The organism is Paenibacillus sp. 22594, assembly GCF_052044425.1.
Taxonomy (GTDB): Bacteria; Bacillota; Bacilli; order Paenibacillales; family Paenibacillaceae; genus Paenibacillus_AQ.
Genome location: NZ_JBQENA010000005.1, coordinates 169,761 through 195,090, shown reverse-complemented (window position 1 = coordinate 195,090; position 25,330 = coordinate 169,761). Strand labels below are relative to the sequence as shown.

The 25,330-nt window shown below is 47.4% G+C and carries 21 protein-coding genes; 17 read left to right on the top strand and 4 right to left on the bottom strand.

Features of this window, described 5'->3' with window-relative positions:
* From ACTJKB_RS18120 to ACTJKB_RS18105, 4 genes are all read left to right on the top strand, one after another.
* Entirely contained in the window at positions 1-498 is a 498-nt protein-coding gene (locus ACTJKB_RS18120; protein ID WP_440835812.1) for a CHAP domain-containing protein, read from the top strand.
* A gap of 142 nt (positions 499-640) precedes the next feature.
* Entirely contained in the window at positions 641-1,138 is a 498-nt protein-coding gene (locus tag ACTJKB_RS18115; protein ID WP_440835811.1) for an AAA family ATPase, read from the top strand.
* Between the two features lie 113 nt (positions 1,139-1,251).
* Positions 1,252-1,908: a DUF4085 family protein gene (locus tag ACTJKB_RS18110; protein WP_440835810.1), complete on the top strand. Its 657-nt coding sequence runs from the start codon at positions 1,252-1,254 to the stop codon at positions 1,906-1,908.
* A gap of 36 nt (positions 1,909-1,944) precedes the next feature.
* On the top strand, positions 1,945-2,757 hold the full coding sequence (locus ACTJKB_RS18105) for a GNAT family N-acetyltransferase (protein ID WP_440835809.1): 813 nt from the start codon (positions 1,945-1,947) through the stop codon (positions 2,755-2,757).
* A gap of 103 nt (positions 2,758-2,860) precedes the next feature.
* On the opposite strand, the gene ACTJKB_RS18100 is transcribed toward ACTJKB_RS18105, so the two are convergent.
* Positions 2,861-3,400 (bottom strand): PadR family transcriptional regulator, encoded by a 540-nt coding sequence (locus ACTJKB_RS18100; RefSeq protein ID WP_440835808.1) that lies wholly within the window; start codon positions 3,398-3,400, stop codon positions 2,861-2,863.
* A 218-nt stretch (positions 3,401-3,618) separates the two neighbouring features.
* Between ACTJKB_RS18100 and ACTJKB_RS18095 the strand changes: the two genes are divergently transcribed.
* Both ACTJKB_RS18095 and ACTJKB_RS18090 read left to right on the top strand, forming a co-directional pair.
* A complete protein-coding gene (locus ACTJKB_RS18095; protein ID WP_440835807.1) occupies positions 3,619-4,887 on the top strand; it encodes an L-lactate MFS transporter in 1,269 nt (422 codons plus the stop codon).
* A gap of 39 nt (positions 4,888-4,926) precedes the next feature.
* Entirely contained in the window at positions 4,927-6,876 is a 1,950-nt protein-coding gene (locus ACTJKB_RS18090) for an oxidoreductase (protein ID WP_440835806.1), read from the top strand.
* A gap of 150 nt (positions 6,877-7,026) precedes the next feature.
* On the opposite strand, the gene ACTJKB_RS18085 is transcribed toward ACTJKB_RS18090, so the two are convergent.
* The gene (locus tag ACTJKB_RS18085; protein WP_440835805.1) at positions 7,027-10,365 is read right to left on the bottom strand and encodes an S-layer homology domain-containing protein; all 3,339 of its coding nucleotides are present in this window, start codon (positions 10,363-10,365) and stop codon (positions 7,027-7,029) included.
* Positions 10,366-10,592: 227 nt separating this feature from the next.
* Here ACTJKB_RS18085 and ACTJKB_RS18080 point away from each other — a divergent pair, with 227 nt between their 5' ends.
* Together ACTJKB_RS18080 and ACTJKB_RS18075 are read left to right on the top strand one after the other, a co-directional pair.
* Positions 10,593-12,920, top strand: a complete 2,328-nt coding sequence (locus ACTJKB_RS18080; RefSeq protein WP_440835804.1) for a helix-turn-helix domain-containing protein — start codon at positions 10,593-10,595, stop codon at positions 12,918-12,920.
* A 12-nt stretch (positions 12,921-12,932) separates the two neighbouring features.
* Positions 12,933-14,537, top strand: coding sequence for an extracellular solute-binding protein (locus ACTJKB_RS18075; RefSeq protein ID WP_440835803.1), 1,605 nt, complete (start codon positions 12,933-12,935; stop codon positions 14,535-14,537).
* 110 nt (positions 14,538-14,647) lie between these two features.
* On the opposite strand, the gene ACTJKB_RS18070 is transcribed toward ACTJKB_RS18075, so the two are convergent.
* The gene (locus ACTJKB_RS18070) at positions 14,648-14,833 is read right to left on the bottom strand and encodes a hypothetical protein (RefSeq protein WP_074111618.1); all 186 of its coding nucleotides are present in this window, start codon (positions 14,831-14,833) and stop codon (positions 14,648-14,650) included.
* Positions 14,834-15,132: 299 nt separating this feature from the next.
* Complete coding sequence (locus ACTJKB_RS18065) at positions 15,133-15,426, bottom strand: histidine kinase (protein WP_440835802.1); 294 nt, start codon at positions 15,424-15,426, stop codon at positions 15,133-15,135.
* Positions 15,427-15,703: 277 nt separating this feature from the next.
* Between ACTJKB_RS18065 and ACTJKB_RS18060 the strand changes: the two genes are divergently transcribed.
* From ACTJKB_RS18060 to ACTJKB_RS18020, 9 genes are all read left to right on the top strand, one after another.
* On the top strand, positions 15,704-17,419 hold the full coding sequence (locus tag ACTJKB_RS18060; RefSeq protein WP_440835801.1) for a cellulase family glycosylhydrolase: 1,716 nt from the start codon (positions 15,704-15,706) through the stop codon (positions 17,417-17,419).
* Positions 17,420-17,531: 112 nt separating this feature from the next.
* Complete coding sequence (locus ACTJKB_RS18055) at positions 17,532-17,660, top strand: hypothetical protein (RefSeq protein WP_440835800.1); 129 nt, start codon at positions 17,532-17,534, stop codon at positions 17,658-17,660.
* Positions 17,661-17,759: 99 nt separating this feature from the next.
* Complete coding sequence (locus ACTJKB_RS18050; protein ID WP_440835799.1) at positions 17,760-18,770, top strand: ABC transporter substrate-binding protein; 1,011 nt, start codon at positions 17,760-17,762, stop codon at positions 18,768-18,770.
* Positions 18,751-19,527: an ABC transporter ATP-binding protein gene (locus ACTJKB_RS18045; RefSeq protein ID WP_440835798.1), complete on the top strand. Its 777-nt coding sequence runs from the start codon at positions 18,751-18,753 to the stop codon at positions 19,525-19,527. Before ACTJKB_RS18050 ends, ACTJKB_RS18045 begins: the two co-directional genes overlap by 20 nt.
* A 50-nt stretch (positions 19,528-19,577) precedes the next feature.
* Positions 19,578-20,273 (top strand): ABC transporter permease, encoded by a 696-nt coding sequence (locus ACTJKB_RS18040; RefSeq protein ID WP_440835797.1) that lies wholly within the window; start codon positions 19,578-19,580, stop codon positions 20,271-20,273.
* A gap of 124 nt (positions 20,274-20,397) precedes the next feature.
* On the top strand, positions 20,398-20,649 hold the full coding sequence (locus ACTJKB_RS18035; protein WP_440835796.1) for an FAD/FMN-containing dehydrogenase: 252 nt from the start codon (positions 20,398-20,400) through the stop codon (positions 20,647-20,649).
* Between the two features lie 75 nt (positions 20,650-20,724).
* Positions 20,725-21,432, top strand: a complete 708-nt coding sequence (locus tag ACTJKB_RS18030; RefSeq protein WP_440835795.1) for a response regulator transcription factor — start codon at positions 20,725-20,727, stop codon at positions 21,430-21,432.
* Positions 21,425-22,759 carry an ATP-binding protein gene (locus ACTJKB_RS18025; RefSeq protein WP_440835794.1) on the top strand — a complete coding sequence of 445 codons (1,335 nt, stop codon included), beginning with the start codon at positions 21,425-21,427 and terminating at the stop codon, positions 22,757-22,759. Before ACTJKB_RS18030 ends, ACTJKB_RS18025 begins: the two co-directional genes overlap by 8 nt.
* A gap of 180 nt (positions 22,760-22,939) precedes the next feature.
* Entirely contained in the window at positions 22,940-25,318 is a 2,379-nt protein-coding gene (locus ACTJKB_RS18020; protein ID WP_440835793.1) for an S-layer homology domain-containing protein, read from the top strand.
* The last annotated feature ends 12 nt before the right edge of the window (positions 25,319-25,330 follow it).

The window sequence follows — 25,330 nt, the reverse complement described above, 5'->3', positions numbered from 1 at the left end:
ATGAGCAGAAGAGAGACTCTGGCTAAAATAGCTGAAGAATTAGCTGCAAGACCGTTGATCGGAAATGAAGATAAATACGGTCCGGATTTGGAACCCATTCTAAGGTGTTTTCCAAGAGATAATCCAAATATTGGTTTCGATTGGTGCGCTGCATTTGTATATCATTGTTGTACGGAGGCAGGATTGAAGTTACCTGTACGATATCCAGAGCCGGTTTCACGTAATTTTGCATGGGTAGAAGCTTGGTTAGAATGGGGACAGCTATATGGTTTTTATCATCCTATAAGTGATCTATCGTTCATCCCAGATCAAGGGGATCTTATCGTATTTGATAATATTGTGGGGGATGGACCGAATGATCATATCGGAGTGGTATTAAGAATAGAACAGGATAAAATAATAACAGCAGAAGGGAATTTTAAAAATAGATCAGGCATATTTCAAAGGACCCGGGAACAAATAAACGGATATATAAGAATCAGCGATACGTATGCATAGATTTTGAAAGTGTGTCCATAGATGGAGATTACATTACATAACAACGATTTTTAGCATAATCATTGGAGCTTCTTGGTTGCCAGTGAGGGTTCGTTAATACAGAAATATTTTGAGGAAAAATACAATAATGAAGGTGTATTCGATGAAGAAATTCATAGTGATAAGCGGCACCATGGGAGTTGGGAAAACCACAATCAGTAAAGAACTACTTGAGTCACTGAATAATGCAATTTGGTTAGATGGAGATTGGTGCTGGATGATGAACCCCTGGGTTATAAATGAAGAAAATATTAGAATGGTAGAGAATAATATTATATACATGCTTAGAAACTTTTTGACAAATCCAAATTTTGGTTATGTTATTTTTAGTTGGGTTTTACATCGTGAGGATATCTTGAATAGTTTGCTTGAGCGAATGAGTGATTTAGAATTTCAACTGGTTAAGGTGAGTTTAACTTGTTCAGAAGAAGTATTAAGACAGAGGATGGAACTGGACAATAGGACACAAGAACAAATAACCTTGAGCACCAATCGGTTAAAATTATATGAGAATATGGATACAGTTATAATTGATACAAGTGAAACAACCATTCAAGATCTTATTGATAGAATAAAAGGAATAATAAACAATAATAAGTAAGCAGATTCAAAGAAAGGGGGGACAATACCTAATAATTAGACACCCCTCCAGTTCGTGAGAGAAGAAACGATTGCAACCAGGATGAAGGATTTTGTAGATAGGGGGAATAAAGAATGAAATATTTCACTCGGGAATGGTATGAAGAAATGCAGATCACAAGCTTTTTGAGATTCCATGAGACGGAACAGGATTGGGATCAAGATGTGGCTTGGTATCATTCTGAAGGTATGGACATTGAAGAAATACGCAGGTACGATTTAGAGAATAGAAAAAATGATTTGTTAAAATTCCTCCCAGAGTCCTTTCACCCTTACATTCAAGACGGAACGATAAATTCCCAATTTCCCTCAGACAAACTTAGAACAATGGCTGAACAGTGGCTAAGTGAGTACGATAAGCGAATGAGCATGATTTGGAATGAATACCGCGGGGACTATTTGTCGATCAAAGGCTCACTCCCGGAGATGGTTGTTCAATTGTGTGAAAAGTCATTACATGATGCAAAAGTAACTTCAATCGAAATACCTTCTACGGACATTTTCATCATGAACCTGGATTGTAGAGGGGGCTACCATTATCAAACCGATATCAAAGTAACATTTACAGGGGTGAAGTGCCTACAACCTTCAGACTTAAGTGCAGGCAGTTACTGGCTGTACGATGAAGTGTACTCTACAGAAGCCGGGTTTGAGCTTAACGTTTTATTTGACAGTCCATTAGTGGAATTCACGGTCATAGCGGATAACGTTATTATCGAGATTTCTTCATGAAATGACCCGGCACGACAGAGAATCAGCTATTATTGAATGAAAACGGAGGATGGCTTGCCGCGTTTTTATATTGCCGTACAAAATGGCTCAATCATCGGTACATATGCGTTGCTAAGGAATGACTTGATCAGCCGCCAAGATGTTTTTCCGTGGCTTGCTTGTTTGTATGTGGTACCGGAGTTTAGAGGACAAAAGATGGGAGCCAAACTACTGCAACACGCGCTTCAGGAATCCCGGAAACTGGGACATGACAACCTGTACCTCTGTACCGATTTGGACGGCTATTACGAAAAGCTTGGGTGGAGCTACTTCACGAATGGATATATATTTAATGGCACAGAAATGAAAATTTATACGGCCCCTACATCAACGATTACATCTATAGATGGGTATCCAGTGATCCAATCCATTAAGGAATGCCCTGAACATAGGGATGCCTTTATCACATACATATCTGAATCCTGGCCAGCCGTAAAGAACATCGTGATCGCTCAAATGGAAGAAAGTTTATCTACAGCGGACGCTTTACCATTGACCTTCTTAATGTTAAGGAACAACCGGATTATCGGCTTCTATCAATTGAATGAACAGGAATATTTGGTTCGAAAAGATTTATCACCTTGGATCGGACCGTTGTTCATCGACAAGGACGAGCGGGGACAAGCTTTCGGAGCGTTGCTATTGCAGCACGCAAGGAAAATGGCAGGCAGCCGGTTGGGGGCTGCAAAAGTCTACTTAACAACAGATCATATCCGATATTACGAAAAATATGGTTTCCGGGAGATCGGACTGAGCCTTTTTGACTGGGGCCGCCCCAGCAAAATATATGAGCATGATACTTTATGCTGACGGGTTTCTGTATACGTTCATAGCTGTCATGCCTCAGAATAGATTCACTTATACCTTCTTTTATCCTCCGGGATGAGGGAAGGTTTTTCTGTATGCTTATCTGTTACAACGATTTGCAATATTGAATGAAGTTTTCCAGCCATTGTATCGTTACCGTTTCACGTAAAATAGCTCCATCCAATATGAAATAATCACCAAAATCCACGCTATCATATGGTGGAATACTTTGGTGACGTTCGTTGTTTTTGCGTAAATGTTGCAGCCGCTCCTGATGCTGAAGCAACTGATGCTCTAAGAGGTGTATCCGGGTTGGCACATCCAGATGATTCGAAAAATACATTCTAAGCCGAAACACATCTTTGGGAGTAGGTTCTAAAGGCTCTGCTTGTTTTAACCATTTCAAAAAAGCTTCTTTGCCCTCCTCCGTAATCGAATACATTTTTTTCTCCAGGATTTCTCCGCTAATTTGTATTTCGTAAACGATAAGTCCCTCGTCAAACAGTTTTTTTAATTCCGGATAGATCTGGCTGTGCTTTGCATTCCAGAATTCACCTAAATCTTTGCTGAATTCTTTACCAATATCATAACCCGTCATAGGTTCGTTATTTAGCAATCCCAAAATGGCATACTTTAAAGTTCTCATAAGGCTCTCTTCTTCCTATACATTTCGTCTTTTTGATTTGTTAAGTATAGCATATTTTGGTGCTCGTAATAAGGAGTGATACAAGACTCGCACAACATGTACATTAGAACATATAAATACAAACATGTTTATATTGATATAAATAAAATCCTGTGTTAATATGTACTCAAATGGTGTGAATAAATTCACAATACAATTTGAAGGAGAGAAGAATCTCAGTGGAGCTTACGAAAAAGCGATGGATTATTCTGATTGCAAGCTGCTTTATTAATCTGTGTATTGGATCAATTTACGGATGGAGTGTATTTGCTGCCCCAATGGCTGAGTATTTGAGCAATGTCACAGGACGTACTTTAACACCGGGGGATTTGGCTATTGCCTTTACCATTACAAATTCAGTAGGGCCAATCACGATGATTTCTGGTGGGTGGATCAATGACCGATTTGGACCCAAGAAAGTAATCTTTGCAGGGGGCTTGTTATTTGGAGGCGGTATGCTTTTATCAGGGTTTGCAACATCTGTAGGCTTTCTGGTATTTGCTTACGGTATCGTACTCGGCCTTGGTACAGGAATGGTTTACGGATGCACGATCAGCAACTCGATTAAGTTTTTTCCTGACAAACGGGGTTTGGTTGGCGGTGTAACCACGGCTGCTTATGGATTGAGTTCAGTGATAATCCCTCCGATTGCCAACGGATTAATAAGTACTTCCAGTGTAAAAACGGCATTCATTATACTCGGTATCGCATTTCTTGTGATTATATGTGCTGCTTCTTTCTTCATCGGGAAATGCCCATCTGATTTTGTTCCGTCAGGATGGACACCAAAGGCTGTACATGTTGGCCGCTCGCTGAAGAATGACAAGGACTGGAAAGGCATGCTTGCCAATCCGCTATTTTATGTAATGATCGCGTTATTGATCAGTGGAGCTTTTGCCGGACTAATGTGTACATCCCAAGCTTCACCTATCGCGCAGAAAATGGTTGGCCTGTCTGCGGCAGCCGCTACGACCGCTGTTTCCATATTGGCTCTTTTTAACACGGGTGGGCGAATCATTGCAGGCTATATTTCAGACAAAATCGGTCGAATCAATACCCTGGCAATTTCTTCTCTCTTTTCGGTAATCGGACTCACCTTGCTTTATTTATCCGGAGAAAACAGTGTGGCGACCTTTTATATCGGTATTTCGGTGATCGGATTAAGCTTTGGCTCACTGATGGGGGTATTTCCCGGATTTACTGCGGATCAGTTTGGTGCAAAAAATAACAGTGTGAATTATGGCATTATGTTCATTGGATTTGCAATCGCAGGATATTTTGGTCCGTCCATTATGAAGAATGTGTACAGCGCAGACGGTAGTTACCAGAGAGCTTTTGTCATTGCAGCTGTTTTTGGAATCACCGGATTCGTCCTGACCTTTGTATATAAGTGGGCTGTCAAGTATAAGCAGACGGCTGCCAATAAGAATCAGAAGGCTATCATTTAAATGTAAGAAGAATCATCTACAGAGAAGGAGTAAGAAAGCATGCACAGAAAATATCCAAACTTAAGCAAGCCCATCACCATCGGCAATGTGACTTTTAGAAATAGAATGTTTGGCGCACCTATGGGAGGAACAGATATTACTGCTGACTGCACCATTGGTCCCAAATCTACTGCTTTTTATGAATTAAGAGCAAAAGGCGGCGCTGCCTCAGTTACAGTCAGTGAAGTTGTAGTTCACCCTGAGACAGAAGCTTCTCATATGTATCATCTGGATTTGGGAACAGTGAATTCTTTGGCCAGCTTTACGTATACAGCAGATGCTATCCGCCGTCACGGGGCCATTGCCAGTGTGGAGCTATCCCATTCAGGTCAATATGCAGGAACTTATCTGACTGATAAAAATAAGAAACAGGGACTTGCCCAGTGGGGCCCCAGCCCCGGGGTGCGCTCAGACGGCAGAGAAGTTAAGGAGCTTACGCAAGAACTGATTGATGACATTGTAGCTGCTTATGGTACCTGTGCGGGACTTGCGAAGCGAGCAGGTTTTGAAATGATTATGGTTCATGGCGGGCATGGTTGGTTGATTAATCAGTTCTTTTCTCCTCATTTCAATCGCAGAACAGACAAGTATGGCGGATCTTTGGAGAATCGGGTGCGTTTTGCCCAGGAGGTCCTTGACAGTGTCCGTGGAGCTGTTGGCGTTGGTTTTCCCATAGAGTTTAGAATGAGCGGCTCCGAGTTGTTTGAAGGCGGCTATGATCTGACAGAAGGGATTGAAATTGCTAAATTACTGGAATCAAGGATCGACCTGCTACATGTATCTGCCGGAACGTATCAGACAGGGTTTGGTATCACACACCCTTCTATGTTCTTGCCTCATGGCAGTAATGTTTATCTTGCGGCAGAGATCAAGAAGCATGTTAGTGTTCCGGTTGCAACGGTTGGCGGGTTAAATGACCCTGCTCAAATGGAAGAAATCATTGCCAGCGGTCAGGCGGATGTTGTAGAAATGGCCCGTGCACTCCTGGCGGATCCCGAGCTCCCCAAAAAGGTGATGAGCAACCGGGATGAGGATATTATCAAGTGTCTGAGATGCTTCACCTGTATGGCAGAACGTGCCGAAACATCCACAAGACGCTGTACAGTTAACCCGCTCATTGGTCGTGAAATGGATGGAACCGAAATATATCCTTCTCCTAATTCACGCAAGGTTTTGGTAGCTGGCGGAGGCCCGGGTGGACTGTATGCCGCGCTTACCGCAGCTAAACGCGGACATCAAGTCATTTTATGTGAGAAGTCTGATGACGTGGGGGGTATCTTGAGGGGCGAACAGGCCATTCCATTTAAATATGAGATGTATGAGTTGGGAGTAACTCTCGGAAAACTCGCCAAGGACGCCGGTGTTGAGATTCGTTTGAATACACCTGTGACTAAAGCGTATGCTGAAAAAGAAGAGGTTGATGCGTTAATTATTGCCGTCGGTTCCGCAGCCATTGTTCCTCCAATCCCTGGATTAAACGGAGATAACGTAGTCGTTGTGAATGACTATTATCTGGAGAAGGACAAGGTTAGCGATAGCGTAATCGTATTGGGAGGCGGTCTGGCAGGCTGTGAAGCCGCCATTCACCTTGCCCAGGAGGGTAAGACTGTCCATCTGGTAGAGATGAGAACGGAGCTGGCTCCTGATGCTAATATCAGACATCGTCCAATTATGCTGAAAGAAATTGAAAAGAACAACATTCAAGTGCATTTAGGATATAAAGGGCTGCGTGTCACACAAGAAGGTGTGGTTTGCGCGGAGCCAAATGGGGAAGAGGTTCTTGTTCCGGGTACTTCGGTCATTTGTGCGCTTGGACAACGAGCAAGAAGAAATGTAGTAGATGAGTTATTGGATTGCGCACCTTATGTTGCCCAAATTGGGGACTGCGTTAAGGCATCAACGATTACGACTGCAATCTATCAAGGTTATCATGCCGCACTTGATATTTAATGCTGCTAAACCTTCTTTCATCCTTCGGGATGAGAGAAGGTTTATTTTTGTTCGGTGAGAGAGTAGCTGAAACTAGAAAAAGACGATGGACAGCAATCCGATTAAATAAATTAATCTGTGATTTGCTGGCTATCGCCCTGGTTGTTGAAGCTATTGAATCATTTCCTGCAAAAGCACTGTCATCATTTTAGCGGCCTCCGCTCTGGTTGCGCCGCCTTTAGGATCCAATGTGTTGTTGCCTTTGCCGGACAGGATTCCTGCCTTCTGCAAGGCGGTTACCGCATCTACGGCCCAGGCACTAACGCTGCTGCTGTCTGCAAAGCCTGCATTGCTGACGTTGGCAGGCAGTGCGTAGCCCTCAAGATCAGCATACCGCCCGATCATGACGCTGATTTCCTCGCGGCTGATGAAGGCATTCGGATTGAAATGATGGTTGTCTGCCCCATTCACGATGTTTTTCGCGGCAGCCCACGCTACATAAGGCAGGTACCAGTCATTGGCTTTGACATCGGTAAACGCTGAGGAGGAATACCCTGACACATCCGCATTGGCGAGTCCTGCCAGCATTTTGGCAAATTCTGCCCGGGTAATCCCCTTATCGGGTGCGAACGTGTTGGCGCCTGTACCGGAAATAATGTTGTGCGCAGCCAGGTAGGTAATATAGCTGCTGCCCCAGTGACCGGATGTGTCGCTAAAGCTGATTTTGTTATAGCCTACGGCGTATTTGCTGAGGTGATTGGTTAACAATGAGACGGTTCCTGTCTCCTGGTTATATCCCGACTTGGCGACCGCATTAGGCTTGCCGCTACTGTCAATGTAATAGGCGGTAATGGCGTTAGCATCTTCACCTTGGGCGAGCTTGAACGGAATACTGATCTTGATGCTTCCGCCTCCAAAGCTGGTCAGGCTAGAAGCGCCAGACTGAACGGTATACTCCAGCATAGGCCGTGTGCCGACCAGACTTGCTGCTTCAGAAGAAAGGCCAGAAGTAGCTGCTGGAGCGATTCCAATGCGGATACTGTCTCCCACGGCGTTTTTCAACGACCCCAAGGCGGCTTTGTTAAAGGACATGCTTCCGAACTGGGTTACAAGTTCCACTTCAGCAGCTTTACTCTCGAACAGCTTGCTGACGGCGTCCTTGGAAAGTGTGATTCCAACTGACTTTGCATGGTCTACGGTTCCCACGTTCAGCTGTACTGAGATCTTTGCTGCGGTAGAAGAGCTAATCTTAGTCAACAGGTCAGTGATTTGGGAATCCTTAATCGTTGCCTCTGCTTTTCCGCTGGAGTCGGCAGTTGCTGTTACCGATAGGCTCTGCTTCCCGTTATCTGTCCCCGGACTGGATGCGGGACTTGGAGCAGCCGAAGGTACAGGGGAAGGTGTTGGCGTTGCCACTGGACCATTCCCGCCAGAAGACGAGCTGGAAACGGTGCTCAAGGATGATTTTAAAGGACTGCTTGAGTTATCCGTTAGGTCATAAGCGATGACAGAGAACGAATAGGTTGTACCTTGAGTCAATCCAGTTACATTATAGGAGTAGGTAGCACCTGTTACGGTGTGAAGCAGTGTGCTGTCACGATAAACGCTGTAGCTGACTACCCCTTCGTTGTCTATCGCCGCCGGCCAATTCAAGGTAAGGCCCGATTGGGTAATATTTGAACCGGTCAGTTTGGCGTCTGCCGGCCAGCTTGGCGCCTCGAGGTCTACAGCGAGCTGGATGCTGTTAGCGTTATAGATTACCTTCATTTTGTATTGGCTGGGAAGCCCCGTCGTCTCCACGGAAGAAAACTCTCCGTTCCGCTGATCCTTACCATGGGTGATGAGTGTAATCACACCGTCAGGTACGTAGTTATTTAAAAAGTTCAGATGCAATGTACCGCCAGCCTGTACTTTTCCCTTAATATTGAGCAGATCGTTTGTACTGCTAAGGTTCAGTTCAAGTGTGCCACCGGCCGATTGGCTGAAATTCCCGCCGATACTCATCTGTCCAGGAACATTCTGAATCAGGGTTCCTCCATGGTTTGCCACATCGCCGGTTCCGAAAGCTGTCGCCGAATTTCCTTCAAGCGTACCTTCGTTCAGCTGTGTACCCCCGGAGTAACTATTGTTCCCCTGAAGCTTGAGCGTCCCCGTTCCCTTTTTGGTCAGCCTGCCTGTGCCGGAAATGTCATTCCGCCAGCGGTCCAGGGCATTGAAGCCGCCTTGATAGGTGTCCATGGTTACTGTAACGTCATTCGCAAAAGCACCATAGCCATCTGCTGCGGCAAAGAGATTAAGCCGTCCCCATCCTTCCGGGTCATCAAGGACTGGATAGCCGGAGGGAAGCCCTGTCGTGGCTAATACCCAGCGGCGCTGCGTGTCGTCCATGTACGGAAGGCGTGTTTCGAGCAGGACTTCTGCGCCTTTTGGAACCACCACTGGCTTAGTTGTGGATTGGATCGGACTGAATCCATAGGTTAAACGTTCTGTGTAGTCTTGTTTATTCTTGGAGTAATTACTGAACCGGTCTTCGGCTGTGCCGGTCTGTGTCAACAATAGACTATGCGCATCGTTATACGCCGTCTTTTTCAAAAGGCTATTGCTCGGTTCATTCAACGCAGCAGCAGACACCGCCGTAGCCATGACCCGTGCACCCATTACATCAAGCGGAGAGTGCATGCCGGCAACGATACGGTTGTTTCCAAGTTCCGATGCCCGGGTAAGTAGTTCCTGAAACCGCTCCGGTACAGCATAGGCCATCGCTATTGCACTCAGGTAGGCGGCATTGGTATGGCCGCTTGGAAATCCGCCGTCGTTGCTGGGGTCAGCACTTTTTGCAGGAACAAGGGAGGGCACAATAATGGCCGGGCTACTCCAACGAAACGGGCGGGGATATTTATAGTAGGTCTTTGCCGAACTGGTTGAAGCACTGCTGTTGCGGAAGGTATTCACCAAACTCACGATGCTGCCGAGACTGGAATTCGGATCGCCTGAACCATATTCTCCGCCGATTCCCTGATCCTCATATTTAACCGTTGTGGCATCTGCGGGAATACCGGTGATTGTTGTCGTTGCTCCCACATGAAGTCTGTAGATATCGGTCAGTGAACCCAGGCCATCCATTACGCTGTAGCTCTGTTTTCTCCGGTCATCCAAATAGGCTGCGTCAGCTTCACTGGAGGTTCGGTTGGCGGCCATGTCTACGACCTTTTGGATGTTGGCATCCAGCACGCTGCTGTTTAACTTCGTGCCAGTATCCCAGGTAGCACCAGGAGCCCACAGTTGTTCAAAACCGGAAAGAGTCCCGATCGCGGGATTTGAGAGGGGCGTCTTGTTGGAGGAAGTATTATTTTTGTAATTGTCTACATAATACCCCCAGGCCGGTGCAGGTGGCAGCGCCACTGATTCCGGGATGGGAGCCGCACTCGCACTCGCAACCATTCCACTTATGGAACTTAAAAGTAATGACAGACCCAAAGCTGCTGATACTTGCTTTTTCCTAAATCCCATTCTCAAAATGTATCACTCCTCTGTTTTAGTTCGACATCACTGTAGCATTCGGGTGATCCGGGCCTCAATACAACAATTTCCCCATTCTATAAAAATCGTATGTTCTCTTTAGAATCAAGCTTCTTTACATAAACAGGGTCCATGTATAACGTTCTGTGAACATACTTCCAATAAGATTAGGAGATGGTTAAGATGCTTCAACACTTTCGAATCCGGAGACAACAACGATGAAAAAAAACGGGAACTCTGCTTTTGCCAACCTCGCTATTTCCTATGTAACAGTCGTGATGGTCATTGTTCTTTTGCTCTGCTCCATCTTTTATATGTATTTTCCTAAAAACTATAATGAAGAAATTCAGAAAAAGAATCAGATTATTCTGGAGAGTGCGGCCAACTATATCGAATCGTCTGTGTTTCAGCGGGTGCAGCAAATCTATCTGGATCTTTCCCTGGGTGAACCTGTCAGCATTGACGTATTTGCCAAAGATACCCTGCAGGGCAATCACGGTACTGTGCTGGATCTACAGGACCTGCTTAAGAATGAAGTCGCGGATCATGCGGACATTGTTTCTGCGGTTCATTTGTATTATCCCAAGCAAAAGATCATGATTTCGTCGGACGCCGGGCTGCGATACTTGGATCAGGAGCGTGAAGGTGCAGCCGCAGCAGTAAGCTGGGTGGATCGTCTGCAGAACAGTGATTCAAGCTTTGTGTGGACCGAAGCGCGCATAGCATCCAAGGACATCTATAGGAGTCTGCCAGACGATAATCTAGTGAACCCTATGATTTCATACGCACATAGCTATCCTTTTCACTCCACCGGTGCCGATTGCGACCTGATGATTGCTATCGATATGAAGGAGGAGGCCATCAGCGGAATCATCCGGCATATTATGCCTTCTGATTATAAGAACACTTTTGTTTTGGGGCCAAGCGGGACGATCATCTCTGCGGCGGATAAGGGGATACTAGGCCATAGCGCCGGAAGCAGCTCACATATCAACAAAATTCTGTCTTCCACTGCTGTAGCTGAAAGCTTCACGGATACGATGAACCGGGGGTCCAATGAGGTTTCTTTTCACACCTTCCCATCCAATGATTGGAAAATATATAACATCACGCCTACAGACAACTACTATCAGAAATCGATTCTATTGCAGAGGACGGTGCTCCTGATTTGTCTGCTGGCGGCTATCGTAGGTATGGTCCTGTCCGGCATTTTCACCGTCGCCATTTATGATCCCCTGAAGCGCTTGAGGGACAAAATGAAAGGCATGTTCGACAATACCCCGGATGCCGGGCTGAATGAATACACGCTGATTGATACAGCCATCAACAAATTGACCCGCAAGGTGAGCAGTCTCGAAGAAACCCTGCAAGCCAACAGTCCGGTCATCAAGCATAATATTGTGCTCAATCTCCTGAATAACAGCTACAGTGATGCGGAGCTTGTAGAGCAGCTGCAATCTATCCATATTCCTATGTCTTATACCCACTACTGCTGCATGCTGATAGACCCGGTTAGCCCTGGTTTCAAAGCGCTCCATTCCAAAACCGCGCAATTTGTTCTCTACCGGATGATTAATCAGTTGGAAGCTGCGGACTTTGCTGGATGCCATATCATTGCGGAAGAACTTCCAGATAAAAAAGTAGCGGTTATTGTGTGTACAGACAAGGCGGAGGAAGGACTGCTGGAGCAGATTTCAGGCTTCATTCTTTCAGAGGTGAAACGCAGCTTTGACCTGGAGTTCAGAATATCCCTGGGCTGCTGGGTGCAGCGGTTTATGGAGGTGCACAAGAGCTTTGGTGAAGCGAAGATTCTTGCTAAATATGGATTCCTCCTGCCTGAGGTTTCCATTATTAAGGATACAAGCCTGCTGGAGAGGGAGGGCAGTCCTAACGAAATTCCGCAAGCGGTTCTGCTGAAATTCAAAGAAAAGCTTCAGGCAAGGAATATTGAGGGGGTTTTCGCAGCCATTGACCATCTGCTGGATCAGATGCGGGAAGGGGTGTATTCTGCAGATTACTGCCGCTTTATATTGCTGAATACGGTATCGGTATACTCGGATTATCTAATAAGTGTGAGGTATACCCCAGCGGATCATGTCAAAATTAACTTATACAATGAATATACTTCCATTCATGATATCAACGGCTATAGGGCATGGCTGACCGATTCCATTGCAGTGTGTATTGGTCATATGGAGAAGCGGAGCGACAATCGGACGAGCGAGAGCATTGAGGCGGTTAAGCAATATATCAGCTCACATCTTTCGGAGGAGCTTTCGCTTGATACGGTTGCGGGCAAGGTCTTTATAAGCCCCAAATATCTCAGCAAGATTTTCAAGGAAGAAACCGGAACGAACTATATTGAATATGTGACCGGGAAAAGGATGGAAAAGGCCCTGGAACTGATGGCTAACCACAATATGACCATCGAGCAAATTGCGAACACCGTTGGATATGGCACGACAGCTTATTTTATCAAAAAATTCAAAGAGAAGAACGGTTATACCCCTAAACACTATATACGACAATTAATGGAGCAGTCATAGGAGGCCGTGGACATGAAAATGAACCGTCTTCAATCACTCTCGTTCCTGTTGTTGCTGATGATGTCTGCTGTCAGCGGATGTGAAGCTCCCAAGAATACGGGGGAAGTCGCTCAAGCTGCACCTGCGTTGGACAGCACCTATACCATCTCCTGGACGATGCATCAGAATGAGCCGGTTCCCGCAGATGCACAAATGATTGAATATATCGAGGATAAGTTTAAGGTGGACCTGGAGGTCTGGAATCTCGAAAATAATAAATATGAAGCGCTGCTGAACCTGAAGCTCGCACAAGGGCAAATTCCGGACCTGTTTCGGATCAGGCAACCGCAGGATCTTTTGAAATACGAGTCACAGGGAGCACTTGCCGAAATCCCAAAGGACATTCTGCTCCACAATGCACCGAACCTCATGCAGGCGATTCATCACAATGCTCCCGGATATCTGAACTATGGGGAAATCAGCGGGAAGCTCTACGGGATCCCTGTGGTGAATCCGACGAATATCTATAGAATCCCAGTTGTGTACAGAAAAGATTGGCTGGATAAGCTTGGGCTTGAGGTTCCAGAGACCTTGGCGGAGTTTGAGAAAGTCATGTACGCCTTCACGAACAATGATCCGGACGGTAACGGCAAGAAGGATACCTATGGGCTCTCCAGTGAAGGGATGAATGTTGTTTTTGGGGCGTTTGGACAGATTGTTTTTGCCGACCAGCTGTATTTCAATGTCAAGGATCAGAACCTGGTCATCGGAGCTCTGGAGCCGGAGATGAAGGAAGCCCTGGGGCTTCTGCGAAAGTGGTACAAAGACGGTATTATTGATCCTGAATTCATCACCGGAGAGAATAAAGGCGGCTACAAACACCTGTCCCATGCTTTTATCAACGGCAGAATCGGGATGACCTCAATGGGCAACTATTATCACTGGATTCAGGCCGGAGATTACATGGATTTAGATCCAACAGGTAAAGAGGTACCTGTAGAGGCCACGTTCAATGCACGGGAGCTTGCAGCCAAGAACAAGGACGCCAGGATCATATTCGGGCAGCCTGTGACCGGCCCTCAGGGGAAAAGCGGCTCGAAGGCTTATGATATGCTGATGAGCTTCACGGCGATTGGTGCCGATGCCGTCAAAGAGCCGGGGAAGCTGGAGAAAATTCTGCAAATTCTGGACTATGTCAGTGCGAATCCGGATGAGGATGAAGCGATGTCCATGCTATACGGGATTCAGGGGGTACACTGGGAATGGTCGGACAAGTCCAAGGGTGATTTTATGATCCTTCCCCCGTTTGATACCATCACCAATTATACTAACCGGATTGGAGCCGGAATCGGAATGACCGTTCCGCGTAAGCCTATGGGCCGCAGAGAGCAGTGGGCCTCGACCTTGGGCTTGGACAAGAATGGGATATACAACGCCATGAAGGTTTCCACCCCTTCACTCATGAAGTACAGCGCTGGGCTGATCAAATTAAAAAACAAAGCCTATATTTCCATCATCACCGGGGACCAGCCCATAGATTATTTCGATTCCTTCTTCAAGGAATTTATGGAAGCGGGCGGTGAGCAGGTTTTGCAAGAGGCCAATGACTGGTACCATATGGAGCCGGAAAATGGATAGGAGAGAGAGAATGGATATAAAAAACCGCGTAAGCCGGAATTTCTCCGGTGTACGCGGTTTTATATTTAGAGCCATCCTTTATGGCCATGTTGGTTAGTTTAGTTGAAACTTTAGTGGTACTTCACCGATTTGATCCGTGCCTCTTCCTGATAGGAGAGCGGGCTTGGCGATGGTGGAGTATGCAGGTGACGTTCTGCCGAATATTCGATTTTCCAGTAATCCTCTTCTTCCGAGGCCATCCATGGCTGCCACATTCCCGATACCCAATTCTTAAGTTCTTTAAGTCCTGCCAGCATTTCTTCCATCCTCCTTGGGCTATGAAATCTATGGTTCAAAGCTCCTTTTGGTTACGCTTTCATTATAACATATAATAATGATATTGAAAGATGTGTCCGCCTGAAATAGACAAAAATATGTGAACAATTTGCGTAGATAAAGGGAATTGTTTCTGTTCAAGAGATATGTGTCCTTCCTGTGGAGACAATGTTGGTTATTTCTGAATAGTGGGGAAAAGTGACGGAGACAGATCATTCAATAAAAAACGGCTGCCCCGTTTTGAGGCAACCGCATGAACTAATTCTATAGGACAGATCTGTTATTTGATCCGTTTCAATGCCGCTTCCTGGTCAATCGATCGTCTGGACAGCAAATCAAGTGTGATGTCATGGCCACGCAGCGTTTCTTCGATACGCTCTATGGTGTCACGGGTGGCAATCACTTCGGCGTTCACTTCCGATACGGCCTGCTGGATCAGCGGGATCAGCTTGGTGTCCTCCTTAATGCTGGCGATCTCGGATTTCATGTCACTGATCTCGGATTTTATGTCACTTAAGTCAGACTGTACACCAGTTAAGGCAGTAAGTATTTGTTGAAGTACGGGGTCACTCATCGTCACAGCTCCTCGGCTATTCATAATAAATTATCGATGGATGATGGATGCGGGAGGGAGTTCTTCATCGGTGTAATTTTGATTCATTATAGCATAAATGAGGGTGGACAAGAATTGGAAAAAGCATGAACTCCGATGGATTCCCCGTGATAAAACGGAAACCTATAATTCTGACTGGTTTTTGCACTAATTATTGGGATATTTACCATTTCTCAAAGGTGCTATATTGATTTTAGTAAGCGGTTTCAAAAAACAATAAGGGAGGAAACAACTTTTTATGGCTAAAAAGAAATCGTTCCTGTCACTTGCATTTATCGCCGTTTTACTGCTTGCCATGGTTACACCTGCGGTATCCGCTGATTCATCGGAACAGGCACCGCACACCAACGCTGCAGCCGCAAATCTGCAATCTTATGTGGATGCGATGCAGCCAGGCTGGAACCTGGGGAATACACTGGATGCAACGGGGGCGGATGAAACCTCTTGGGGCAATCCGGCAGTTACTCAGGAACTCATTAAGAAGATTGCTGCCCAAGGGTACAAAAGCATCCGCATTCCAGTAACCTGGGATGTTCATGTTGGAGCCGCCCCGGGCTATATTATTGATCCGGCATATTTGGCCCGGGTTCAGCAAGTCGTTGACTGGGCAATAGGCGAAAATCTGTATGTTATGATCAACCTCCATCATGATTCCTGGCTGTGGATCAGCAAGATGGAGCAGCAGCATGATCAGGTATTAGCCCGCTATAACGCGATTTGGACACAAATTGCGAATAAATTCAAGAACCACTCCAGTAAACTGATGTTCGAGAGCGTCAATGAGCCGCGCTTTACTGATGGGGGGACTACTGATGAGAACAAAGCGCTCCAGATGCTGAACGAGCTGAATGTATCTTTCCACAGCATTGTCAGAAACTCCGGTGGAATGAATGCCGCCCGTCCGCTGGTGCTCCCTACTTTGGAAACGTCTCCAACACAGGTCCGCATGGATTCACTGAACAATACAATCACGAAGCTGAACGATTCCAACCTGATCGCGACCGTGCATTATTATGGCTTCTGGCCGTTTAGCGTCAACATTGCGGGCTATACCAAATTCGATACGGATACCCAGAATGACATCAATACTACCTTCACCAATGTATATAATTCCTTTACCGCTAAAGGGATTCCGGTCATCGTAGGCGAATACGGCCTGCTTGGTTTTGACAAGAACACAGGTGTGATTGAACAAGGCGAGAAATTGAAGTTTTTTGAATATCTGGCCTACTATCTGAAGTCCAAACAAATTACGCCGATGCTGTGGGATAACGGCCAGCACTTTGGCCGTACCACCTATCAATGGTCTGACCCTCAGCTATACAATATGATGAAAACCAGCTGGAGCAAGCGTTCATCTACTGCTGAAAGCGATCTCATCAACATAAAAAAGGGTGCATCTGCCAAAGACGTGACAGTGAAGCTTAACCTGAATGGAAATACGCTGTCCTCCATCTTTTTCGGGAGTCAGCAATTGGTGCAGGGAACGGATTATACACTGAGCGGCGACCAGCTAACCTTCAAGGCTGCCCGGCTCACCAGTCTTACATCCTCCGGCAAGCTCGGTGTGAATGCAGTATTGACTGCACACTTCAACAAAGGGGCGGACTGGAACTTTAACGTGATTCTTTATGACACGCCGGTACTAAGCAATGTTCAAGGGACTACCAGTTCATTTAAGATTCCTGCTGTCTTCAATGGGACTACCCTGGCAACGATGGAAGCTGTGTATTCCACAGGCGGCAATGCCGGTCCGCAAAATTGGACGCCGTACAAGGAGTTCGCTTATGCATTCTCGCCTTCCTACAGCACGAATGAGATCAGCCTGCTGCCGGCCTTCTTTAACGAAGTCAACAATGGTGATGTCATTCTGAAATTCCATTTCTGGAATGGTGAAATTCTAAGCTACAAAATTACGAAGAACGGGACGAGTGTTACCGGGGTAACGATGTAGCGAATGGAATAAGCAAGAGCCTTCTTTTATCCTTCGGGCTGAAAGAGGGTTTTTTTGCCATGGAGAGATATTAGGTAAACTATTTAAATTTAGAAATATACAAAATAGGGTAATGGGTGTAAAATTGCCTTACTTGAGTTTCCCGGAAAACGGACAGCGTACCTATGATCTCGCAAAACGGATTTCGTCAGTGAAGGACCGGCAGCCGTTTCCACTTGTTACACGTCCTTATGTGAATTAATTCGCATGTGCAAATCATATATTGCCAGTCCGGTCCGAAGAAGGAAGAGAAGCTCAGAAACCAATCAACAGAGAAGATGGAGGCTACCCGAGAAACATGATGAGAACAAACTGGAAACACCTGATGATGCTGTTAATGCTGGTTGCCGCGTTTAGTATGGTGGCGGCGGGCTGCGGCTCAAATACAAACAATACAGGCACGGCAGATACAGGAAATGCTGCTGGAGACACACCGGCTGCAAGCGAAGCACCGGCAAAGGCGGCTGAGCTTACCCTGGGACTGTTGCCTTCGATTGATGCAATTCCATTCATTTTGGCCCATGAGCAGGGCTTCGACAAAGAGCACAATGTGAATCTCAAGATTCAGACCTTCAAGAGTGCTAAGGATCGGGATGTGGCTTTTCAGGCCGGCAAAGTGGATGGCATCAGTGCCGATCTGGTGGCTATCTCGATTTATAATGAAGCGGGTCTGGATGTGAAGATTACGAGCACCACCACTGGCGAATTCGATCTGCTGACCGGTAATGACGAGATTCAGGAAGTGAAGGATCTTAAGGGGAAAACAGTGATTTTATCCAAAAACACCTCAACCGAGTATACTGTGGCTACTATGCTGAAGCAGGCAGGTCTGACGGAAGCTGATATTAAGGTGACCGAAGTACCGCAAATCCCAACCCGTCTGGAGCTGCTGAAGAACCACAAAGCCGATGCGGCTGTATTACCCGAGCCTTATGTTACTATGGGCAAAACGGCGGGGCTGCGCGTGCTCAGTTCGACCAAGACCGCAGGAGTGAATCCGTTTGTGCTGGCCTTCCCGCAAAGCGCGATTGATGCTAAGGGGCAAGCCATTCAAGATATGTACGCTGCATATGATGAAGCAGTAGCCTACATGAAATCACATGACCAGTCAGAGTATATCGATCTGATTATCAAGGAGGTCGGCTATCCGGATACCTTGAAGGATCAGATTACAGTGCCGGCATATCAGCCGGCGAACCAAGTAGATGTGAAAGAAGTGGAAGCGGCGTTCGCCTGGGCACGGGAAAAAGGCCTGCTGACCAAAAATATATCGGCTGAAGAAGTGATCTCCGATGTCCAGTTTAAGAAATAACGGTCTTATCATCAAGGGCCTTCAAGTGGAATATACAAGCGGACAACCGGCGCTCGGACAAGTCAGCTTGACCTTGCCTGAGCATGGAATCTATACCATTATCGGGCCTTCCGGCAGCGGCAAATCCACGCTGTTGCGCGCGGTAGCGGGATTGCTTCCAAGTTATGGGGGGGAATTGCTGTTCAACGGAAAATCCGTACATGACAAAGAAACTCTGATCGGGCTTGTCCCGCAGAACTACGGGCTGCTGCCCTGGAAAACCGTCCGTGATAACATTCGGGTGGCTATGCGGATTACACGTCCGGACCGGGAGAGCAAGGGAGTCGTGGAAGCGGAAATTTCCCACTGGCTGAAGTCGATGGGGATAGCTGAACTCGCCGGACGCTACCCGCTCTCACTCAGCGGAGGTCAGCAGCAGCGGGTAGCCATTGCCAGGGCTTTTGCCATTCGGCCAACTATTTTGTTGCTTGATGAGCCATTCTCCGCACTGGACGCCATTACCCGTGAAGCGCTGCAGCAGATTTTCCTGGACAATTGGCTGGCACATCCGGCAACTACATTATTTGTTACTCATGATGTGGAGGAAGCAATTTTGCTCGGGCAGAAAGTGATCGTAATGCCGTCCGCCAAACAGGATACTCCAGAAATTCTCGACAATACCTCTGTTTTTGCCATGAAGCATGAAGAGAAGCGGGAGAGCCATGAATTCTTTGAGCAGAGCAAACGGATCAGAAAGGTAATGCTTGCGAAATGGTGAAAAAACGGCGTCTTCCACACTTGCTGCGGTTGTTATTTGTTTTTTTGTGCATGAACATGATCTGGTATATGGCCTATCTGCTGATGAATCACCCGATTCTCCCCAGCCCCGGAGCAGTCTATAAAGCTATGTTCCACCTGGGAGCCAGGGATGTTGCGCTGAATGTCGGGTATAGCCTGCTGCGCATCTTCGAAGGTGTGCTCCTGGCGCTGCTGATCGGCCTGCTGATTGGTCTCTTGATGGGCCGCTCACAGCTGTGGAACCGGCTGCTGGACCCGGTGGTTTACCTGACTTATCCGATTCCCAAAATTGCGCTCCTGCCGGTGGTTATGCTGTTCTTCGGCCTTGGCGAAACCTCCAAGGTGCTGATGATCATGCTGATCCTGCTGTTCCAGGTCATCATCTCCGTGCGTGACGGTGTCAAGGCGATTCCTGAAAGCACTTATGATGTCTTGACCAGCATCGGTGCAAGCACAGGACAGAAATTCTGGAATGTGACGCTGCCCGGCGCACTGTCGGTCATTCTCAGCACGATCCGGATCTCGCTTGGAACAGCGATTTCCGTCTTGTTTTTTACCGAAATTTACGGGACGGAGCACGGCATGGGCTTCTTTATCATGGACGCCTGGCTGCGGCTGGATTATCCGGAGATGTACGCAGGTATTATGCTGTTCAGCCTGGTCGGCTTTGTGCTGTTCCTGCTGGTGGATGTTCTGGATTACAAGTTTATGAAATGGCGGCGTTGAAGAAGGCGGCTCAGAGATGAGCCGTTTTTTGCTTGGCACAAATATCGTCCAGCCTATCCCCAAAAGCAAATAAGTTCTTCACAACTTTAGGATATGCTGTATATATAAGAAGGAGGGAAACGAAATGAAAAAAATCTGGTTAGGCATTATCGCATTAGTATTGGTTATGGGAATCGGCACAAGCGTGTATGCGGCAGGCAATGACGATGGACAAAGCTGGTTTGAGAACATGCTGCCATTTGCGAAGCAGATGCATCCAGATCTGACCGACAGTCAGGTCAAAGATATGGTGAACCATTGCCGGAGTAAGCAAGGGACAAACACAGGCGGCATGATGGACAGTACATCCGGACGCGGCGGTATGATGAATTTCTGATTTAACAAGATGAAGATGGACCTCCGGCCCCGTAAGGGCGGGGTCTGTCTTTTTATATAGAAGGGAGGGTCGTCTATGAATACTTCAACCATTCTGCTTGTGGATGATGAGACGGATATTCTTGAGGTCATCAGGGCCTATCTGGAGAAGAGCAATTATATAGTATACGAAGCCGAGAACGGTACCCGTGCGCTGCAGCTTTTTGAACGTGTGAAGCCTGATCTGGTGGTTCTTGATCTTATGCTGCCGGATATATCCGGTGAAGAGATCTGCCGCATTATCCGCAGCAGCTCAAGCACTCCCATACTTATGCTTACCGCGAAAAGCAGTGAGGATGATCTGGTGAACGGTCTGCTGAGAGGTGCGGATGACTACATGACCAAGCCCTTCAGTCCGCGTGAACTGCTGGCACGGATAACCAGCTTGCTCAGGAGGGCACATCCCCCACAGAATCAGATGCAAGGCAGTGCCCTGAACTTTGGAGGGGGCGGCCTCTCCATTGATGCTGAACGGCATGAGGTTAAAGTGGACGGGGCGCTTGCCATGTTAACTCCTCTTGAATTCAAGCTGCTGGAGTGTCTGACAAGGAGCCCTAAGCGGGCCTTCAGCCGTTACGAGCTGGTTAATCTTATCCAGGGGGATGATTTCGACGGTTTCGAACGGACTATTGATGTGCATATCAAGAATCTGCGGCAAAAAATCGGCGATGATCCCAGGCGTCCCCGCTACATTGCGACTGTGTTCGGCGTCGGCTATAAATTTTTGGTGAACCGGGATGAATAAAAGCGGATTACGGACCAAACTGCTGCTATCCCATTTAGGTGTGGCCTTATGCTCTTTGCTAATCATTATGTTTCTGGTTAACCTGGTCATGAGCTTCTCCTTCGGAAGGTATGTGGAGGCGCGGCAGCGCGCGGAGGCAGGGTTCCTTCTGGCTGATCTGGAGCAGGCCTATGATTCCTCAAATTCTTGGAGTATGGACACGTTAATGTCGTTGTCCCATCAGGCCATGCTGCGTGATTATTCTATTCGCCTTTATGATGCGGCAGGGAAACTCATCTGGGATACGGGAAATATGGGGATGTCGGCGGTTGCTTCAGATGAGGCTGTCAGCAGTTATTCGGTGATGGGCAACGGGGCGAATGTTGGTACACTCGAAATTCAGGGGAATGGCGGAGCAGAGCAGATGCAGAACCGGGACTTTTTGCAGATGTTCAATCGGCTGTCATGGGGGGCGCTGCTGCTGGTGCTTGGCGGAGCCTATCTGTACAGCAGATACATGGCCAAGGATCTGAGCCGGCCGCTCGTGCGCATCAAGGGAATTGCGGTGAGAATGAGAGAAGGGGATTTGACGGAAAGGGTTACATTGCCTGCCAGTAGACAGACGGAAATTGATGAGGTTGGACAGGCACTTAATTATCTCGCGGATACTCTGCAGCAGCAAGAAAAGCTCAGGAAGAATCTCACAGCCGATGTGGCCCATGAATTGCGTACACCCTTGACCACTGTCCAGAGCTATATTGAGGCTTTTCAGGATGGTGTGTGGGAAGCCACGCCTGAGAGGCTCCAGATCTGTCATGGACAAATCCTGCGGCTGGTGCAGCTTATTGATGATTTGGAGAAGCTGAATGCTGCCGAGAACCCGATGCTTCAGCTGCGGTATGAGCGCCTGTGCCTAAATGACGTGCTCCGGGATTCAGTTCATTCCGTTGCCGGCAGACCGGAGCTGGACCAGGTAGTCCTGACACTGAAGGAAGATAAAGAGCACTGGGTCCGTGGTGATTATGAACGGCTGGTGCAGGTATTCGTCAATTTATTAAATAACGCGCTGAAATTCACCAAAGAAGGCCAAGTGGAAATCAGCTTTTTGGAGAATTCCTCTGAGGTCACAGTTTGCATTGCAGATACAGGGGCAGGAATCGCTGAGGACGAGCTGCCATACATTTTTGAACGATTTTACCGGGGGGAGAAGTCACGCAACCGTAAAACCGGTGGAGCAGGGATTGGACTTACCATTGTAAAAGCAATTGTCGAAGCCCATGGAGGACAAATAACCGTCTCCAGCACTTTAGGTACAGGTTCGGAATTCGATGTTCATCTGCCTAGATAAATATCTTGTGATGATACTTCATCTGTTGTGCCGCAACGCAGGCCTCACTGTCGGTAAGACAGATGGGGTCTTTTTTGCATAAGGCTGTAATTTCCTGTCGCAAATAAAATATGGAAAAAATATGCACATATCCTTATACTTAGATAGAATAATGGAAGCATATTGAGGAGGATGAATTTTTTGGATAGACATGCAAGTAAACAGTACAGTACACCCTTCATTCATCAAACAGTCAAAACCGCACTGATTACTACAGTAGCCCTCGCTCTGTTGTTGCCCGGCGGACTGGCCGCAGCGGATTCAAGCCAAACTACTACTGCTGCCGCCCCTTCTGTTATGGAAGCTCAAGGACAAGCCGCAGATGCCACTGATCCCTCCAAAGCCAAGATCACAGAGGATCAGGCCGTTGCCAAGCTCAGAGAGCTGTTTCCCGTTCTGAAGGATGCAACCGTATCCAGTACCCGGCTGGGCGGGGACGGTTCCTGGCCAGCCAGCGGCAATCAAATGATGTGGAATATTTCGTGGAGTTTTGAGATCGGCAACTCAGGTTATGGTTTTTCTAGCCAGGTTGATGCGCTTACCGGGGACTTGATCAATAGTAACATGCCTTATCCTTTCTTGCGGGAAGATGCATATTATCCACCCAAGTTGACGCGTGCAGAGGCACTGGAGCAAGCACGGAAATTTATTGCCAAAGCGGCCCCTTCCCTGGGTACAGGTGACATTCAGCTGGAGGATAACGAGGCCATGAATATGTCAGGGAGCAGCCTGTTCGGAGCCGTTCAATATAACTTCTCCTTCAAGCTTCTCAAAAATGGCCTGCCTACAGCTTCAGATCAACTCTGGGTTACGGTCGATGGCAACGGCAACGTCACTCAGTATAACAAGCCATCCTCCGGACTGGCATACCCTTCGGCCAAACCCGCCGTTTCCCTGGAATCGGCGCAGAAGAAGTATGCGGACAGCTTTGCCTTGGGGCTCTACTATATTCCGGTTTACAAGGATGGTATTGTGGAGCGATGGGTACTGGGCTGGCGTCCGCAGGAACAGTCGCTGTATTCAATAGATGCCCAGACCGGTAAGAGAACAGACAACGAAGGCACAGAAGTCTCCTCTTTGCCGGTAACCTATGAGGCTGTGCCTCAGACTAAGGAGCGATTCCAGGCGATCAGTACCGGTAAGGAGCTTACCGCCGCGGAAGCTGCAAAGCTTGTACAGCAGATAATGCCGATTCCGGCAGGACGCAAGCTTAACGACCAAATGCAGGGTAATGTCTACCCGAATACGAAGCAAAAGGTCTGGCGGTTGTCCTGGCGTGAGAACAGCAGCGCACCCATGGCTGGATTTACACCTACTTCTTACGCTGAGGTGGATGCAGTAACCGGCCAAATCTACCAATTCCAGCTGGAGCAATTTACCGGCAACACGAATGTGAAGCCGCAGCCTGCGCCTGCCGGAGGAAAGAAGCTGTCTCAGGCGGAAGCCAAGCAGCAAGCGATAACACTGGTCAACCGTTTGTATGATCAGGCCAGCAGCGTTCTCAAGCTGGAAGAGCATGGCGGGACATGGAGTGTGCTTCCGGATGGTAAAGGCTACCGTTTTCAATTTGTCCGTTATTATAAGGGCATCCCGCTAAGTGACTCAGGCATTACGCTGGTCATGGATATGTACGGCAGACTCGAAAGCTATTCCGCAATGAGCCGCAGTGATCTCGCAACGATAAAGGAGCAGCCCACCCCGGCTATATCCCAAAGCGAGGCGCTGAAAAGCTATAAGGACCGGTATGTCCTGAAGCTTCAATATAGCCGCATAGGCGGAATGTACACCAACAATGTCTACGTAGAACCGCGGGTTAAGCTTGTCTACAGTCCACTGCCGGTCAACGAACAAGATCAGTATGCAGTCCTGGATGCCTCCACGGGTAAATGGGTGCAGGTTAACACCTATTACGGCCAGAGTGTATTAGCATCTGCAGCAGTTGACCTCAAGGGCCACCCTGCGGAAAAAGCATTAACCGAATTGGTGAAGTATGGTGTCCTTAATCCGGATGCAGACAGTAAAATAAATCCGGATCAAGAAATCACTGTAGGAGATTGGTTTAACTTCATCGCCAAAGCTTCTACTCCATACTATTCAGGATATTCGAATGGAACAGAACCCAAGGCCGTTGCTGGTGTAAGCCCGGACAATGAGTATTATTCGGCTGTAAGCTTTGCTGTGAACTACGGCTGGATCAGCAAGGAAGCTGTACTGCAGCCTGGTAATAAGCTGAGCCGAGAACAGCTCGCCGTGCTACTGGCCTCCTTTTTGAGATACAATAAACTCTCTTCGTTCCTGGTAAATGATACCGCTGTGACCAGCCTTAGTGACAGCGCTGCTATTAAGGAAAAAGGTGCGGTGGCGCTCGTTGTGAAGCTGGGGTTATTACAGGGAGACAACGGCAAATTTAATCCGCAGCAAAATGTTACCAAAGCTGACATCGCCACTGTGTTGATGAAGCTTGTAGAACTGCAGGGCAGAGTAGACCAGGGTATCGGCCAGAATATTCGCCAGTACTAGCTTTATCTGCAG